Source organism: Allosediminivita pacifica, from assembly GCF_003054175.1.
GTDB lineage: Bacteria > Pseudomonadota > Alphaproteobacteria > Rhodobacterales > Rhodobacteraceae > Allosediminivita > Allosediminivita pacifica.
Genome location: NZ_QBKN01000024.1, coordinates 38,876 through 53,380 on the forward strand (window position 1 = coordinate 38,876; position 14,505 = coordinate 53,380).

15 protein-coding genes and 1 pseudogene are annotated in these 14,505 nt (G+C 69.2%); 8 read left to right on the top strand and 8 right to left on the bottom strand.

Features of this window, described 5'->3' with window-relative positions:
• Nucleotides 1-478: 478 nt before the first annotated feature.
• The 4 genes from C8N44_RS17005 to ubiA all read right to left on the bottom strand — a co-directional run bounded on the left by C8N44_RS17005 (nucleotide 479) and on the right by ubiA (nucleotide 4,784).
• Entirely contained in the window at nucleotides 479-1,108 is a 630-nt protein-coding gene (locus C8N44_RS17005; protein WP_158274078.1) for an EF-hand domain-containing protein, read from the bottom strand.
• 339 nt (nucleotides 1,109-1,447) lie between these two features.
• On the bottom strand, nucleotides 1,448-1,777 hold the full coding sequence (locus tag C8N44_RS17010; protein WP_107977980.1) for a hypothetical protein: 330 nt from the start codon (nucleotides 1,775-1,777) through the stop codon (nucleotides 1,448-1,450).
• Entirely contained in the window at nucleotides 1,764-3,752 is a 1,989-nt protein-coding gene (locus tag C8N44_RS17015; RefSeq protein ID WP_107977981.1) for an OmpA family protein, read from the bottom strand. The genes C8N44_RS17010 and C8N44_RS17015 overlap by 14 nt, the downstream gene beginning before the upstream one ends.
• A gap of 63 nt (nucleotides 3,753-3,815) precedes the next feature.
• Nucleotides 3,816-4,784: a 4-hydroxybenzoate octaprenyltransferase gene (gene ubiA / locus C8N44_RS17020; protein WP_107977982.1), complete on the bottom strand. Its 969-nt coding sequence runs from the start codon at nucleotides 4,782-4,784 to the stop codon at nucleotides 3,816-3,818.
• A gap of 13 nt (nucleotides 4,785-4,797) precedes the next feature.
• On the opposite strand from ubiA, the gene C8N44_RS17025 reads away from it, so the two are divergent.
• Genes C8N44_RS17025 through C8N44_RS17040 form a run of 4 tightly spaced genes read left to right on the top strand, consistent with a single transcriptional unit; the run spans nucleotide 4,798 to nucleotide 8,323 of the window.
• Nucleotides 4,798-5,526 carry a 16S rRNA (uracil(1498)-N(3))-methyltransferase gene (locus tag C8N44_RS17025; protein ID WP_107977983.1) on the top strand — a complete coding sequence of 243 codons (729 nt, stop codon included), beginning with the start codon at nucleotides 4,798-4,800 and terminating at the stop codon, nucleotides 5,524-5,526.
• Nucleotides 5,523-6,368, top strand: coding sequence for a GNAT family N-acetyltransferase (locus tag C8N44_RS17030; protein ID WP_107977984.1), 846 nt, complete (start codon nucleotides 5,523-5,525; stop codon nucleotides 6,366-6,368). The genes C8N44_RS17025 and C8N44_RS17030 overlap by 4 nt, the downstream gene beginning before the upstream one ends.
• The gene (locus C8N44_RS17035; protein ID WP_107977985.1) at nucleotides 6,365-6,895 is read left to right on the top strand and encodes a hypothetical protein; all 531 of its coding nucleotides are present in this window, start codon (nucleotides 6,365-6,367) and stop codon (nucleotides 6,893-6,895) included. Before C8N44_RS17030 ends, C8N44_RS17035 begins: the two co-directional genes overlap by 4 nt.
• Before the next feature lie 57 nt (nucleotides 6,896-6,952).
• Nucleotides 6,953-8,323 (top strand): glutamate--cysteine ligase, encoded by a 1,371-nt coding sequence (locus tag C8N44_RS17040; protein WP_107977986.1) that lies wholly within the window; start codon nucleotides 6,953-6,955, stop codon nucleotides 8,321-8,323.
• 82 nt (nucleotides 8,324-8,405) lie between these two features.
• On the opposite strand, the gene C8N44_RS17045 is transcribed toward C8N44_RS17040, so the two are convergent.
• The 4 genes and pseudogenes from C8N44_RS17045 to C8N44_RS17055 form a co-directional block, all read right to left on the bottom strand.
• On the bottom strand, nucleotides 8,406-9,983 hold the full coding sequence (locus C8N44_RS17045; RefSeq protein WP_107977987.1) for a gamma-glutamyltransferase family protein: 1,578 nt from the start codon (nucleotides 9,981-9,983) through the stop codon (nucleotides 8,406-8,408).
• 448 nt (nucleotides 9,984-10,431) lie between these two features.
• Complete coding sequence (locus tag C8N44_RS24055; protein WP_280514091.1) at nucleotides 10,432-10,560, bottom strand: hypothetical protein; 129 nt, start codon at nucleotides 10,558-10,560, stop codon at nucleotides 10,432-10,434.
• A 19-nt stretch (nucleotides 10,561-10,579) separates the two neighbouring features.
• Nucleotides 10,580-10,876, bottom strand: a pseudogene (locus C8N44_RS24190) (ATP-binding protein); the annotation flags it as partial.
• Between the two features lie 20 nt (nucleotides 10,877-10,896).
• On the bottom strand, nucleotides 10,897-11,235 hold the full coding sequence (locus tag C8N44_RS17055; protein WP_107977989.1) for an STAS domain-containing protein: 339 nt from the start codon (nucleotides 11,233-11,235) through the stop codon (nucleotides 10,897-10,899).
• A 158-nt stretch (nucleotides 11,236-11,393) separates the two neighbouring features.
• On the opposite strand from C8N44_RS17055, the gene C8N44_RS17060 reads away from it, so the two are divergent.
• From C8N44_RS17060 to trxA, 4 genes are all read left to right on the top strand, one after another.
• Nucleotides 11,394-11,846, top strand: a complete 453-nt coding sequence (locus C8N44_RS17060) for a GAF domain-containing protein (protein WP_107978020.1) — start codon at nucleotides 11,394-11,396, stop codon at nucleotides 11,844-11,846.
• A gap of 49 nt (nucleotides 11,847-11,895) precedes the next feature.
• Complete coding sequence (locus C8N44_RS17065) at nucleotides 11,896-12,546, top strand: pseudouridine synthase (protein ID WP_107977990.1); 651 nt, start codon at nucleotides 11,896-11,898, stop codon at nucleotides 12,544-12,546.
• Between the two features lie 15 nt (nucleotides 12,547-12,561).
• A complete protein-coding gene (locus tag C8N44_RS17070) occupies nucleotides 12,562-13,359 on the top strand; it encodes an exodeoxyribonuclease III (RefSeq protein WP_107977991.1) in 798 nt (265 codons plus the stop codon).
• Between the two features lie 202 nt (nucleotides 13,360-13,561).
• A complete protein-coding gene (trxA, locus tag C8N44_RS17075; protein ID WP_107977992.1) occupies nucleotides 13,562-14,488 on the top strand; it encodes a thioredoxin in 927 nt (308 codons plus the stop codon).
• Nucleotides 14,489-14,505 lie beyond the last annotated feature (17 nt).

Below are 14,505 nucleotides of genomic sequence, written 5' to 3' on the forward strand. Positions count from 1 at the left end.
AGCGGTCCTAGACCGGCCCGGCGGCGATGGGAAGAGGGGCGTGGAGCGGCCGGTTTCGGGGGCGAACACTCGGGGACATCGGGGTGTCCCGGGCCGGGACATCTTGGGGATATAAGAAAATCAATGGCTTAGATTTTAGCTTTAACTGAATGTTAGGAATGTCCCGCGGGGACGGAGCGCTGCGAGACGTGGCCTACCCCCTCCCTGACCCTCCCCCTGACGCGGGGAGGGGAGGTGTTGCGCGGGGTGGAGGCCGGGGCGTGCCGGATCGGGGTTGGCCAGTTGATCGCCGAGAGCATGCCGTTGGCATGTTTCCGGGCGCCGCTTCATTGGGCTCCGCCCGCTCGTCACTGAAAACATGCCCCCGGCAGGTTTTCCGGGCGCTCCTCGCCCCCGAGGGGAGATGTTGCGCCCGGGCCGCCAGGCGGCGCCGGGATCATGGGAGAAAGCCTCGGAGAGATCAGCGGGCGCCGGGGCCTCAGTTGCCCCGACCGCCGCCCTTGCCGCCACCGTTGCCACCGCCACCGCCGCCGTTGCCGCCGCGGTTGCCTCCCCCCTTGCCGCCTTGCCCGCGATCGGACCTGTCCTCGCGATCCCGGTCACGTCCGCGGCTTTCGCGGTCCTCGGAACGACCGCGACTTGCGACATCGCGATCCTTCCCGCCTGTGCGCGCCGCGGATCTGTCGCGGCCGCGTTCCCCCTTGGGATCGTCGGAAGACCTGACCTCGTCCAGCGTCACGCGGCCGTCCCCATCGGCGTCGAACTTCGCCAGTGCGGCCTGCGCGCGCTCTCCGAAGACGTGTTCGAGTTCGTCCGGTTCGAGTTGGCCGTCGGCATCGAGGTCGATCTCATCGAAGGTCGGCGCTCCGTCGTCGTCGTCCGCTTCATCGGCGGCAACGGCTTCGTCGCGGCTGACGATGCCGTCCCCGTTCGAATCGAACCTGTCGAGCGTGCTGCCACCCGCCGCGCCGAAGGCACCGTCGAGTTCGGCACGGTCGAGAAAGCCGTCATCGTTGGTGTCGATTGTGCCGAAGGCCTGTCCGTCTGCCAGTGCGAGGGTGGTGGAGAGCGCGAGGGCGATCGCGCTGTTGGCAAGTAGTCTGGTCATGATCTGCACCTTGTCGTCATTTCGCGCCAAGGCAGCGTTGGGGCAGTCGGGATGTCCGGGGGCTTTGCCGCGCGTATCGTCCCGACCGCACGCCGTTCGATGCCGTGCCGCCGGGTGCCTCGGTACGCGAGAGGCCTTAACCGCCTGCTTGCGTTGCTTCGCAATGTCCCTTCGCTGTCCGCGACCGGCCGGCATGCGACGGCCCCCGGCGGGCGTCGGGCGACCGGACCGCGGCTTCGCTGTCGAAGAAGCTTATCCTGCACATGCCGGGCCGGGCCGGTGGCGCCCCAGGATCGGCTGCGGTAGGACCGTGGCGCCGGCCCGTGTAGCCCGGGCCGGTCAGCTGTGCTGCTGGTTGCGCTCCATCCAGGCGCGCATTTCCTCGGCCTCCTGACGGGCTTCGCGCAGGCCGTCCATGGCTGCGGCGCGTTCGGCCTCGGTCTGGGCGAGCTGGTTGGTCAGCTCCGCCTCGCGCTGCTGAAGGTAGGTGATGGCCTGGTCGCGGGTTTCCTCGGCCTCGTGCAGTTCCTGGCTCATGCGTTCGAGCTGGTCGACGTCGCTCTGGCTGACGCGGCTGAAGCGGTGGACGAGCCAATGGGCGAACCAGCCCAGACAGAATGCCACGAAGAGGATGATCGCCGTGACAACTACGAATTCAGTTCTGTTCATCCTCTGTCCCTTCAACCGGCGCGTCCCCGGCCGGCGCGTCCCCGTCCTCCGCCGTCCCGGCGTCCTCGGAGGTATCTTCTGCCGCCGCGTCCTGCGCCGGGGCATCCTCGTCCGCTGAGGCCTCGTCACCGGCTTCGGTGGCCTCCTCCTCGTCCGAGTCCTCCTCGGTCTCGAGGAGGCGGAACTCGATGCGCCGGTTCTCTTCGCGGCCCGCCGCGGTACCGTTGTCGGCGATGGGCGTGCTTTCGCCATACCCCGTCACGGTGAAGGGTGCCACAAGAACCTGCCGCATCTGGAGCGCTTCGAGCACGGCCTGGGCGCGATCCTGGCTGAGCTGCTGGTTCATGACCTCGCGGCCCTGGCTGTCGGTATGGCCGCCGATCTCGAGCGGGATCTCGCCGCAGGTGTTCAGAAGCGTGGCGATGTCGTCGAGAACCTCCTTGGCCGAGGCATCGAGCGTGGCCGAGCCCGGTTCAAAGTTGATCTTCTGGGCGGCGACCATGTCGTTGATCTGGGCGACGCATTCCTCGGGGGTGGGAATGCCCAGCAGCGGGTCGAGCCGTTCGTCGTAGCGCACGTCGATGTCGAAATCGCCGTCCTCGCCCAGTTTCTCGGCCAGAAGGCTGGCGATCACGGCGCTCGCCTCGGTGCTGCCGGTCACGCCCGAGACGGCGACGCTGTCGGGGCGCACGGTGACATTGCCGCGTTCCAGCTGGGCGAGGGATTCGAGCCCGGCCAGCACGCGCACGGCCCAGCCCTGCGGCAGCTCTTCCTCGATGCGCGTCGCGGTGAAGACGGATTCGGAGCCGAAGGCCGCGCGGGCGTAGCTGTCGGTGGTCTCGCGCGCGGCGGCGCCCGGGACCACGCCGCGCAGCTGCACCTCGCCTTCGGGGCTCAGGGTGGCTGTGAATTCCTTGGGGCCTTCCGCGGCATCCTCCTGCGGCGGTTCGGGCAGCACGGCGGTAAGCGCGAAGACCTCGGGGAGCTGGTTTTCCAGCTCGCCCACGATGCGGTCGAAGCGGTCCTGCGCGGTGCCCTGCACGGCCTGCAGCGTCACGTCGGCGTTGGAGAATGTCACGGTGCCCGCGCCGAGCTGGTCGAGCTTGGAGATGGCAAGCGCCGCGGCCTCGCCCCACTCCGAGGAGGGCACGCCAAGGCCCAGCGTGCACGAGAGCTGGCCCTCGGCCCCGGCCTCGGCGGCGGCGCGCAGGATCCGGTCGCGGCTTTCCTCGGTATCGGCCGAGCAGCTGTCGAAGCGGGCGCCGTCGCCGTCGATGCGGAAGCGCAGCGCGAAGGGCGAGATGACGGGGCGCGGCGCGGTGATGTCGAGCGCAAGCTGCACGTCGTCGGGGGCGCGGCGCGCGAGGTCGGCCTCGAGCTTGGTGCGGGCGGCGGGGGTTTCGGTCATGGCCTTGACCGCGACGCGTCCCGCCTCGACCGAGATCTTGGAGCGGGGGAGTTCCTCGAGCACGCGGGTGGCGAAGTCGAGCGAGTCTTCCCAGCCCTCGGGCGCGGGGAAATCCGCGGCGTCGAGAAGGTCGGTCACCTCGGCGCCGCCTGCCATGTTGGAGAAATGCTCCATCAGCGCGGCGCGGTTGCTTTCCGCCGGGATCAGCCCGATGGCCGAGATGCCTGCGTCGTTGCGCAGCAGCTCGATCGAGAAGCGGGGCGCCTCGACGGTATCGGCCTCTTCCACCTGCATGTTGTCGATCACGCGGGCCGCGTCGACCACGCGCCCGGCGGCGCTCAGCGCCTCGAAGCGGGTGGCCTCGTCGGGGGCGGTGCCGATCAGGTACACCTGCAGCCCCTCGGTGTCGACCTCGGCCCAGTCGTAGCCGGACGCGCGCAGTTCGGCGAGGACATCCTCGCGCGAGACCGACTCGACCGTGCGGACCGAGAAGACCGCGGCCACGGCGCAGGCGGCCCCGGCGGCGGTGAAGACTCCGATGGTGGGGAGGAGAGAGGAAAGGCGCATCAGCGCGGGTCCATGCCTTGTGGATATCGGCCGGGTGATAGGACGGTGCGCGGTTTCATGCAATCAGACCAGCGCGGCACCGGCGAAAAACAGCACGGGCAGAAGGCCCGCGTCGCGGTTGGAGCGGAAGAGCATGAGCAGCCGGTCGTTGTCGCCGAGGTCCAGCTTGCGCATCTGCCATGTCATGTGCGCGGCCATGGCGCAGGCGCCGGCGAGCGCGAGGATCAGCCTGGCGGGCGAGCCCGCGGGGACGGCCGCAAGGATGGCAAGCGCCATGAGCGCGACGCAGGCCACGAGGAAGCCCGTGAGCCATTTGGGACTGGCCTCATCACCGAAGAGCCGCGCGGTGGACTTCACGCCGATGAGCGCGTCGTCTTCCTTGTCCTGGTGGGCGTAGATCGTGTCGTAGAAGAGCGTCCAGGCCATGCCGGCGACGTAGAGCAGCAGCGCCGGCCAGCCGAGGCTGCCGGTGTGGGCGGTCCAGGCCAGCAGTGCGCCCCAGTTGAAGGCGAGCCCGAGGAAGATCTGCGGCCACCATGTGAAGCGCTTGGCGAAGGGGTAGATGGCGACGGGCGCCAGCGACAGCACGCCGAGCGCGATGGCGGCGGGAGGGAAGGTCACGAGGATCAGGAAGGCCACGAGCGACTGCGCCACGGCCCAGCCGAGCGCCTGTTTCGCGGTGACCTGTCCCGAGGGGATGGGCCGCAGGGCTGTGCGTTCGACCGAGCCGTCGATGTGGCGGTCGGTGATGTCGTTCCAGGTGCAGCCCGCGCCGCGCATGAGGATCGCGCCGATGCCGCAGCCCACAACGATCCAGACGTCGAAGAGGCTGAACTGCCCGTCGGAGACGATGGCGAGCGTGAGCGCCCACCAGCAGGGCAGCAGCAGCAGCCATGTCCCGATGGGGCGGTCGATGCGCGACAGGCGCAGGTAGGGCTTGGCCCATGCGGGGGCGCGGGTGTCGACCCAGTTGCCCTTCACCGCGTCGGCGATGCTGCCCGCTGCCTCTGGCGTCTTCTGGCCGCTGCCCATATCTGTATCCCCCATGAGACCAAAGATCCGCCTCTTCGTAGACCAGCCGCTGGGCCAGGGACAACCGCTGGCCCTCACGCGGGAGCAGTCGAACTATCTCTTTGCCGTGATGCGGCTGGCCGTGGGGGCCGAGGTGGCCGTGTTCAACGGGCGCGACGGCGAATGGCGCGCGCGGGTGACACAGGCCAACAAGAAGAACGGCGCGCTCGCGTGCGAGGAGCAGACCGCCCCGCAGGTGACGCCGCCGGATCTTTGGCTGTTCTTCGCGCCGATCAAGAAGGCGCGCACCGATTTCATCGTCGAGAAGGCCGCCGAGATGGGCGCGCGCCGCATCGTGCCGGTGCAGACCGATTTCACCAATTCCGAGCGCATCCGGCAGGACCGGCTTCAGGCCCACGCGGTCGAGGCCGCCGAGCAGTGCGGCACGACCTTCGTGCCCGAGGTGACGGACCTTCAGCCGTTAAGCGCGGTGCTGGACCACTGGCCCGATGGACGGCGGCTCATGTTCTGCGACGAGGCGCGGGTGGGCGAGACCGCAGGCCTGCCGCCGCGCGAGGGCGCGGCAGGGCCGTGGGCAATCCTGATCGGGCCCGAGGGTGGGTTTTCCGAGGGCGAACGCACGCGTCTGGGCGCGCTGGACTTTGCGCACACGGTGGCGCTGGGGCCGCGCATCCTGCGCGCCGACACCGCCGCTGTCGCGGCGATGACGCTCTGGCAGATGCAACTGGGGGACTGGGCATGATCCGGCAGGCGAAACCCTCTGACATTCCCGCCATGGCGGGCTTTCTCGCCGGGCACATGGAGCGATCCATGTTCCTGTTGGGCAACCTGCAGGCGCACGGTCTTGCCAACACCGACCACCCGCACGGCGCCACCTATTTCCTGCGCCGCGCGGGCGACCGCATCGCCGGGATCTTTGCGATCACCAACGGCGGTTACCTGATGGTGCAGCATCCGGGGCTGCGGGCTGATGCCGCCCGCGACTGGGTGCGCCAGATCGACGGGCGCGAAGTGCGCGGGATCACCGGCGACGACGCCCAGGCGCGACAGATCGTCGAGGCTCTGGGGTTTGCGCCCGAGGCCTGGGAGATCGACCGCCCCGAGCCGCTCTATCGTCTGTCGCTCGATAGCCTGCCAAAGCTGTCGGCGGACAGCCGCGAGGCGGGCGAGGCCGATCTCGACCTGCTGACCGGCTGGTTTGCAGCCTACGGTGAGGAAACCGGCACCGGCAACGACCCGCAGGCCCTCGAAGATCGCGCGCGGTCTTCGCGGAACTCGGACCGGCTGCGCCTGCTGATCGAGGACGGCCGGCCCGTGGCCATGACGGGCATCAACACTCGGGCGGGCCACGCGGTGCAAGTGGGCGGCGTCTACGTCCCGCCCGAGCTGCGCGGGCAAGGCCGGGCGGGCCGCGTGGTGGCGGCGCATCTGGAGGTGCTGCGCGCCGGCGGCGCCGAGACCGCCGTTCTCTTTGCCGGGTCGTCCCAGGCGGCAAGTGCCTACGAGCGCATCGGTTTCCGCAGGATCGGCGACTATCGCGTGTCCATGCTGCGTGCCCCTGCGCGGGTGAAAGTCCCGGCATGAGCCTGATCCGTCCCGAGGCGGCCAAGGTGCTCAACCGTTGGCGCGAGGCGCTCATCGGCGCGGCCGTTCTCTGTCTCGGGACCTACTGGACCTTCCTGACAGGCCCCGGATTGCTGCGCTGGGCCGGCGTGGCCGTTGCGATGGGCGGTGTCGCGCTGGCCGTGGCCGGCATTCAGCGCGCACGGTTCCGCGGCGAGGGGCAGGGGCCGGGCGTGGTGCATGTGGTCGAAGGCCAGATCACCTACTTCGGCCCGCTCACGGGCGGTGTCGCCTATATCGAGTCCATGCGCGCGCTGTCGCTCGACCCCCGCGCCGAACCGCCGCACTGGCTGCTCGAGCAGGAGGGCCAACCGACGCTGGCGATCCCGGTGAACGCGGAAGGGGCCGAGCAGCTTTTCGATGCCTTTGCCCATCTGCCGGGCATCCGCACGGAAAAGATGCTGCGCGAACTGCGGGGTGGGGCGACCGAGCCTGTCCTCATCTGGCGCGCAGAGCCCGCGCGGACCCGCGCAAAGCGGTTGCATTGACACCCCCCGCGTTTGCGCGCATCCCTAGCCACCATTGCGGAAAGACCGGAGCAGCCCATGTCCATCCCCCAATCCGGCGGCGGGCCGATCGAGCGGCACGAACAAATGGCGGAATACCTCGCCGCGGGCTGCAAGCCGAAGGAAGACTGGCGCATCGGCACCGAACACGAGAAGTTCGGCTATCTCACCGATACCCATGAACCGCTGCCCTACGACGGGCCGCGCTCCGTGCGTGCCGTGCTCGAAGGCCTGCGCGACCGCCACGGCTGGTCGCCGGTCGCCGAGGGCGGCAACATCATCGGGCTCGAGAAGGACGGTGCGAACATCTCGCTCGAACCCGGCGGGCAGCTGGAGCTTTCGGGCGCGCCGCTCGAGACGATCCACCAGACCTGCGACGAGGTAAACCATCACCTGGCCGAGGTGCGCGACATCGCCGACGCGATCGGCGTGGGCTTCATCGGTCTTGGCGCCGCGCCGGAATGGCGTTTCGAGGACATGCCCCGCATGCCCAAGGGGCGCTACAAGCTGATGACCGACTACATGGACCGTGTCGGGACCATGGGAAAGACGATGATGTACCGCACCTGCACGGTGCAGGTGAACCTCGACTTCTCGTCCGAGGCCGACATGGTGCAGAAGATGCGCGTCGCGCTGGCATTGCAGCCGGTGGCGACGGCGCTGTTCGCCAACTCGCCCTTCCTCGAAGGTCAGGTGAACGGTCACAAGTCGTGGCGGTCGCGGGTGTGGCGCGATCTGGATGCGGAACGCACCGGCATGCTGCCCTTCGTCTTCGAAGAGGGTTTCGGCTTCGAGGCCTGGGTGGAATATGCGCTCGATGTGCCGATGTACTTTGTCTATCGCGACGGGGAATACATCGACGCGCTGGGCCAGTCGTTCCGCGACTTCCTCAAGGGCGAGCTGCCCGCGCTGCCGGGCGAGAAGCCGACGCTTTCGGACTGGGCCGATCACCTGACGACGATCTTCCCCGAGGCGCGCGTCAAGAAGTTCATCGAGATGCGCGGCGCTGATGGCGGCCCCTGGCGCAGGCTTTGCGCGCTGCCCGCCTTCTGGGTGGGGCTGACCTACGACCAGGGGGCGCTCGACGCCGCCTGGGATCTGGCCAAGGGGTTCACCGCCGAACAGCGCGAGGCGCTGCGCGTCGCGGCCTCGGTCGACGGGTTGCAGGCCAAGGTGGACGGCATCTCGATGCACGATCTCGCGCGCGAGACTTTGAAGATCGCCGAGGCGGGGCTCAAGGCGCGCGCGCGGCCCGGCGCCGGTGGGCTGTTGCCGGACGAGACGCATTTCCTCAACGCGCTGAAGGAAAGCGTGGAGACGGGGCATGTGCCCGCCGACGAGCTGCTGGAGCGCTACCACGGTGAGTGGAATGGCGATCTGAGCCGGATCTACGCCGAATACAGCTACTGAGCGGGGTAGGGCGCCTTGCGCCCGCCCTTGTGCAATCGCGGCGATACCGTGGCGCATCTGCCCCGGCATCGCCGCCGATGTGTTAGTATCCCAGCGCGCAGCCGTCCTTGCGGGGGTCGGATGCGCCCTCGAGTACCCCGTTTTCGTGAACAGTGATCGCCTGCGCGCCGCCCAGCGGGCCGTCGGGGCTTTCGACCTTGTGACCCTTGGCCCGGAGCGCCTCGCGCACCGCGTCGGAGTAGCCGCGCTCGACCTGCAGGACGCCGTCCCCGGCAAAGCTGCGGGGCGCGTCGAGCGCGGTCTGCAGGTCCATGCCGTAGTCGGTGAGGTTGGTCATGACACGGGCGTGGCCGGCGGGCTGGTACTGGCCGCCCATGACGCCGAAGGGCACCGCCACGCGGCCGCCGTCGCGGATCATGGCGGGGATGATCGTGTGCATGGGGCGCTTGCCCCCGGCCATCTCGTTGGCATGCCCTTCGGTCAGGCTGAAGCCCGCGCCGCGGTTCTGGAACAGGATGCCGAACTTCTCGGACGCGATGCCCGAGCCGAAGCCGTGGAAGATCGAGTAGATCAGCGTCACGGCCATGCGGTCGCGGTCCACCACCGTCAGCAGCACCGTGTCCTTGTGCACCGATTCCGAAACCTGCGCGGGGTGGGCCATGGCGCGGTCGTGGTCGATCAGCGCGGCAAGCTGCGCCGCCGTTTCGGGCGAGGTCAGGTGATCGAGCCGCGTCATGTGGTCGGGATCGGCGAGGAAGCGGTTGCGCGCGTCGTAGGCGAGCTTGCCGGCCTCGGCCTCGAGATGCGCGCGCTCGGCCCCCAGCGGGTCGAGCGATGCAAGATCGAAGTGCGACAGGATGTTGAGCATCAGGTGCGCGGTGACGCCCTGGCCGTTGGGCGGATGCTCCAGCAGCTCGCGCCCCTTGTAGGTGCCCGCGAGCGGATCGCCGATGGTGCAGGCGGTGGCGGCGAAATCCTCGGGCGCATGCGTTCCGCCCAGATCCCGCAGGGTTTTCAGCATGTCGTCGGCCACTTCGCCGGCGTAGAACCCGTCGCGCCCCTCGCGCGCGACGCGGCGCAGAACCTCGGCCTGACCGGGCAGCCGGAAGATGTCGCCCAGCTTCGGCGCGGCGCCGCCCGACAGGAAATGATCCCGGGCGTGGCCCTGCAGGACCGCGGCCTCATCGGCCCAGTCGTGGGCCACGCGCGGCGCCACGGGCACGCCTTCCTCCATGTAGTGGATCGCGGGGGCGAGGCTGTCGGCGAGGCCGAGCTTTCCCCAACGCGCGGACATGGTGCAGAAGGCATCGACGGCGCCCGGCAGCGTCACCGCCTCGACGGAATTCACCGGCACTGTGGCCTGGCCCCTGTCGCGCAGGGCGGCGGCGCTGGCACCGCTGGGCGCTCGGCCCGAGCCGTTCACCGCGATCACGTCGTCGCTGCCCGCGGGCGAGACCAGCGCGAAGCAGTCGCCGCCGATGCCGGTCATGTGCGGTTCGACCAGCCCGAGCAGGACACCCGCCGCGATGGCGGCGTCCATGGCATTGCCGCCCCGGCGCAGGATGTCCACGGCGGTCTGCGCAGCCAGCGGGTGCGAGGTGGCGCACATGCCGTTGGTGGCAAGGACGGCGGACCGCCCGGGCAGGTGAAAATCACGCATCTGTATTAGTCTCCCCCTCTGCCGGCGCGGCGGGGCCGCGGCACGGACTGTCCGGCGCAATCTACGGACCCCGGCGGCGGGGTCAATCATCGGCCTGGACCGGGTATCGGGAGGGGGAGAAAAGTCCTCGGCACCGCGCTTTGGGTGGGGGCTGTTGATGCGCGGCGCCGAGGGAAGCCTCGTTCAGCTACAGCTCCTGATATGCGGGGGCAAAGAGGCAGAAAATGGACCCGCCGCAGGTCATTCCTCGGCGTCACATTGTCGGTCCCGCGGCGACAATGGAATCGTGCAACCTGAGGCAGAAAAATGGCCCTGTAGGGTTAATCTCGCCTTAATCACAGCGCCCGAGGTGCTGCGGCCCGTGTCCTGCCGGGAGGCTTTGAGAGGTCAGACGTTTTGTGCTGCCGCGGCGATCCGGTGTCATCCGGGGCCAGCTCTTCCGGCGGGATCAGCGAAGAGGAAGCCTGAAGGTCAGCCGGTTCATCCCGCCGTCGTGGCGGTAGGCCAGCTCCCGCGCCAGCTCGTGGATCAGGAACCAGCCGAAGCCACCTTCGGGCAGGCCTGCCGGGTCCGGCAAGGCGGCCTCGGGGGGGGCGCTCGTGCGGCATGGCGATGCCCCGGTCGCAGACGCAGACCTCCACGCCACCGGGCTGCATCCTCAGCGCCAGCCCGATCCAGCCCGGGTGGTCCGCGCAATAGGCATGTTCGGCGATGTTGTTGAGCACTTCGGCCAGCACCAGTTCGACCCGCTGGGCGTCCGACGCGGGCGCGCCCTGGTCCGCGAGGAAGGTACGGCTGGCCGAGACGCAACTGCGGATACGGCAGGCCTCGCTCCGGAACTGCGCATAGAAACCCGCCGGCGGGGCGGGGGGAGGTCGTGACGGTTCCGCCATCGCCCCGTCCGCGCGCCGCCTCAGCTCACGCGCCGGGCAAGCGCGTCGTTGATGCTGCGGTAGATGGGAAAGATCGTGTCCATCCGGGTCATGCGAAAGACCCGGTCGACGCCCTCCGACAGGCAGGCCAGTTCGAGCTGCCGGGTGTCCGCCATCTGCTTCATCGCCGCGACCACGGCACCCAGACCGCTCGAATCGATGAACTCCACCTTCTGGAGGTCGAGCACGACCCGACCGTCCTGGCCTTCGGTCTCGTGCCGCATGCCGTCCTTGAAGGCGATGGCCGAGGCGGCATCGATGCGGTCGGTTTCGGCCGTGATGATCTGCACGTCGCCGTGCATCTGCGTCGTCAGTTTCATTTGGTTCTCCGTCACCCGGGTCGCGCGCAACCTAGCTGCCGGGGATTACCAGTACGTATGGACGCAAGCGGTTCACGCGATCCGCCGGCTTGACGCGCCGCACGGCAGGGGCCAGATCCGCGGGGCCCCGCGACACGGACCACATGAAGGAGACCGCCATGACGGTGGACTACACCACGCTCGCCAGCACCGCCGCCGCCCTGACCGAGGGCGAAACCGACGCGGTCGCGCTCATGGCGACACTCGCTTGCGAGATCCACCATGCCGACGAGCGCTTCGACTGGACCGGCTTCTACCGCGTCACCGAGCCGGGCCTGCTCAAGATCGGCCCCTACCAGGGCGGGCACGGCTGCCTTGTCATCCCTTTCGAGCGCGGCGTCTGCGGCGCCTGCGCGCGCACCGGCGAGGCGCAGCTTGTCGACGACGTGGAGGCCTTTCCGGGCCACATCGCCTGCTCGACCTCGACCCGGTCGGAGCTGGTGCTGCCGGTGCGCAACGCCGCAGGCGATGTGATCGCCGTGCTCGACATCGACAGCGACCGCCCCGGCGCCTTCACCGAGGCCGATGCCGAGGCCCTGCAGGCCATCCTCGACGCGACCTTCGCGGCCTGAGCTTCCTGCGCCCTTGCGGCGCGCGCCCCGCTCTGCCAAGGCAGCTGTCATGTCCGCAGGTGATTACGATCCGCCGCAGGGAGAGATCCCGGTGCTGCATGCCGACCACGAGATCCTCGTGGTCGACAAGCCCGCGGGCCTGCTGTCGGTGCCCGGCAAGGGCCCCGAACTCGCCGACTGCCTGATCGAGCGGCTGCGCGTGCCCTTTCCCGAGGTGCTGCTGGTGCACCGGTTGGACCGCGATACATCGGGTGTGATGATCTTCGCGCTGACCGCGCCCGCGCAACGCCACCTCGGGTTGCAGTTCGAGAAGCGCCAGACCAAGAAGACCTACGTGGCCCGGGTCGCGGGCCGCGTGGCCGAACGCGAGGGCAGGGTGGACCTGCCGCTCTGCGTCGACTGGCCCAACCGTCCGCGCCAGAAGGTGGACTACGAGAACGGCAAGCCGGCGGTGACCGACTGGAAGGTGCAGCGCGCCTCCGACGCGGAAACCCGTATGCGGCTCTACCCGCAGACCGGGCGCAGCCATCAGCTCCGCGTGCACATGCTCGAACTCGGCCATCCGATCCTCGGCGATCCGTTCTACGCGCCCGAAACCGCCGCCAACTACCCCCGCATGATGCTGCACGCGGAGGAGCTGCGCCTGCGCCATCCCGACGGCGGCGCGGGCGTCCGCTTCCGCGCCAAGCCGCCCTTCTGATCTCGGAGACCCCTGATGCCCTTCACGCTTGCCACCTGGAACATCAACTCAGTCCGTCTGCGCGCGGGCCTCGTGGAACGCCTGCTGACCGAAGAGGCGCCCGACGTGCTCTGCCTGCAGGAATGCAAGTGCCCGGTCGACAAGATCCCGGCCGAGCAATTCGCGGCCCTTGGCTACCCCCACCTCGTGGCGCGCGGGCAGAAGGGCTACAACGGCGTGGCGATCCTGTCGAAGCTGCCGCTTGAGGAGGTCGACGGCCGCGATCTGGTCCAGCTCGGCCACGCGCGCCACGTGGCGGCGAAACTGCCCAACGGCGTCACCGTGCACAATTTCTACGTCCCCGCCGGCGGCGACGAGCCCGACCGCGAAAAGAACGTGAAGTTCGGCCAGAAGCTCGACTACCTCACCGAGATGCGCGACTGGTTCGCCGCCGAGCGCCCCGAGCGCGCGATCCTCGTGGGCGATCTCAACATCGCCCCGCGCGAGGACGACGTCTGGGACCACAAGAAGATGGTCAAGATCGTCAGCCACACGCCTGTCGAGGTCGACCACCTCACCGCCGTGCAAGAGGCCGGCGGCTGGGTCGACGTGACGCGCAAGGACATCCCCGAAGGTCTGCTCTATTCCTGGTGGTCCTACCGCGCCAAGGACTGGGACGCCGCCGACAAGGGCCGCCGGCTGGACCACGTCTGGGCCACGCCCGACATCGCGGATGCCGCCCATTCGAGCCGTATCCTCCGCCCCGTCCGCGGCTGGGACACGCCCTCGAAGCCCTCCGACCACGCGCCCGTCTTCGCGACCTTCGACCTCTAGGGCGCCGCGCCACGCGCTTCTTCTTGGTCCAAATACTCCCGGGGGAGTCCGCGCGCAGGCGCGGACGGGGGCAGCGCCCCCACCACTTTGGGCGCGTGAAAAATCGCGCCGCAGCGGGGGACCGCGCCCGAGCGCGCACTTGCAACCTGCCCCCCGCTGCGCCACATCAGCCCAAAGCAACCGCAAACCGGCGGAGGAAGACATGATCGAACTCGGGGGCGGCGCCGCGGCGCCGGCACAGGACGCCAACATCAAGGACGTCAGCGAACAGGACTTCATGGCCGAGGTGGTCGACGCCTCGATGCAGGTACCGGTCATCGTCGATTTCTGGGCCCCCTGGTGCGGGCCCTGCAAGACCCTCGGCCCCATGCTCGAGGAGGCGGTCAAGGCCGCGGGCGGTGCGGTGAAGATGGCCAAGGTCAACGTCGACGAGGCGCAGATGGTGGCAAGCCAGCTGCGCATCCAGTCGATCCCGACCGTCTACGCCTTCTGGCAGGGCCAGCCGGTGGACGGCTTCCAGGGTGCCGTGCCGCAGTCCGAGATCAAGGCCTTCGTCGACCGGCTGGTGCAGCAGGGCGGCGGCGCCGGGGCGGATCAGGGCAACGGGCTCGAGGATGCGCTGACCGCGGCCGAGGAAATGCTCGAACAGGGCGCCGCAAGCGACGCGGCGCAGACCTTCTCGGCGATCCTGGGCGAGGACGAGAAGAACGCGGCCGCCTATGGCGGGCTGGTGCGCGCCCACATTGCGCTGGGTGAGCTCGAGCAGGCCGAGGCGATCCTCAACGGTGCGCCGGCCGAAATCTCCAAGGCGCCCGAGCTGGAAGCCGCGCATGCGCAGCTGGAGCTTGCCAAGCAGGCGGCGGGCGTTGGCCCGGTGGCGGAACTCACCGCCAAGGTCGAGGCGAACCCCGACGATCACCAGGCGCGCTACGACCTCGCCCAGGCGCTTTATGCGCAGGGCGACGGCGAAGGCGCGGTGGACCACCTGCTGGAGCTGTTCCGCCGCGACCGCGAGTGGAACGATGGCGCCGCCAAGGCCCAGCTCACCACGATCTTCGACGCCCTGAAGCCCAACGATCCGGTAGCGCTCAAGGGGCGTCGGCGGCTCAGCTCCATGATATTTGCCTGAACCCTCCGGGGGGCTAG

Bases quoted from the DNA above. Each gene is read 5' to 3' on its own strand.
- ubiA (WP_107977982.1), bottom strand. From the start codon at position 4,784: ATGGGCAGCGGCCAGAAGACGCCAGAGGCAGCGGGCAGCATCGCCGAC.
- C8N44_RS17035 (WP_107977985.1), top strand. From the start codon at position 6,365: ATGAGCCTGATCCGTCCCGAGGCGGCCAAGGTGCTCAACCGTTGGCGC.
- C8N44_RS17065 (WP_107977990.1), top strand. From the start codon at position 11,896: ATGTCCGCAGGTGATTACGATCCGCCGCAGGGAGAGATCCCGGTGCTG.
- C8N44_RS17040 (WP_107977986.1), top strand. From the start codon at position 6,953: ATGTCCATCCCCCAATCCGGCGGCGGGCCGATCGAGCGGCACGAACAA.
- C8N44_RS17010 (WP_107977980.1), bottom strand. From the start codon at position 1,777: ATGAACAGAACTGAATTCGTAGTTGTCACGGCGATCATCCTCTTCGTG.
- C8N44_RS17025 (WP_107977983.1), top strand. From the start codon at position 4,798: ATGAGACCAAAGATCCGCCTCTTCGTAGACCAGCCGCTGGGCCAGGGA.
- C8N44_RS17070 (WP_107977991.1), top strand. From the start codon at position 12,562: ATGCCCTTCACGCTTGCCACCTGGAACATCAACTCAGTCCGTCTGCGC.
- C8N44_RS17015 (WP_107977981.1), bottom strand. From the start codon at position 3,752: ATGCGCCTTTCCTCTCTCCTCCCCACCATCGGAGTCTTCACCGCCGCC.
- C8N44_RS17045 (WP_107977987.1), bottom strand. From the start codon at position 9,983: ATGCGTGATTTTCACCTGCCCGGGCGGTCCGCCGTCCTTGCCACCAAC.
- trxA (WP_107977992.1), top strand. From the start codon at position 13,562: ATGATCGAACTCGGGGGCGGCGCCGCGGCGCCGGCACAGGACGCCAAC.
- C8N44_RS17060 (WP_107978020.1), top strand. From the start codon at position 11,394: ATGACGGTGGACTACACCACGCTCGCCAGCACCGCCGCCGCCCTGACC.
- C8N44_RS17005 (WP_158274078.1), bottom strand. From the start codon at position 1,108: ATGACCAGACTACTTGCCAACAGCGCGATCGCCCTCGCGCTCTCCACC.
- C8N44_RS17030 (WP_107977984.1), top strand. From the start codon at position 5,523: ATGATCCGGCAGGCGAAACCCTCTGACATTCCCGCCATGGCGGGCTTT.
- C8N44_RS17055 (WP_107977989.1), bottom strand. From the start codon at position 11,235: ATGAAACTGACGACGCAGATGCACGGCGACGTGCAGATCATCACGGCC.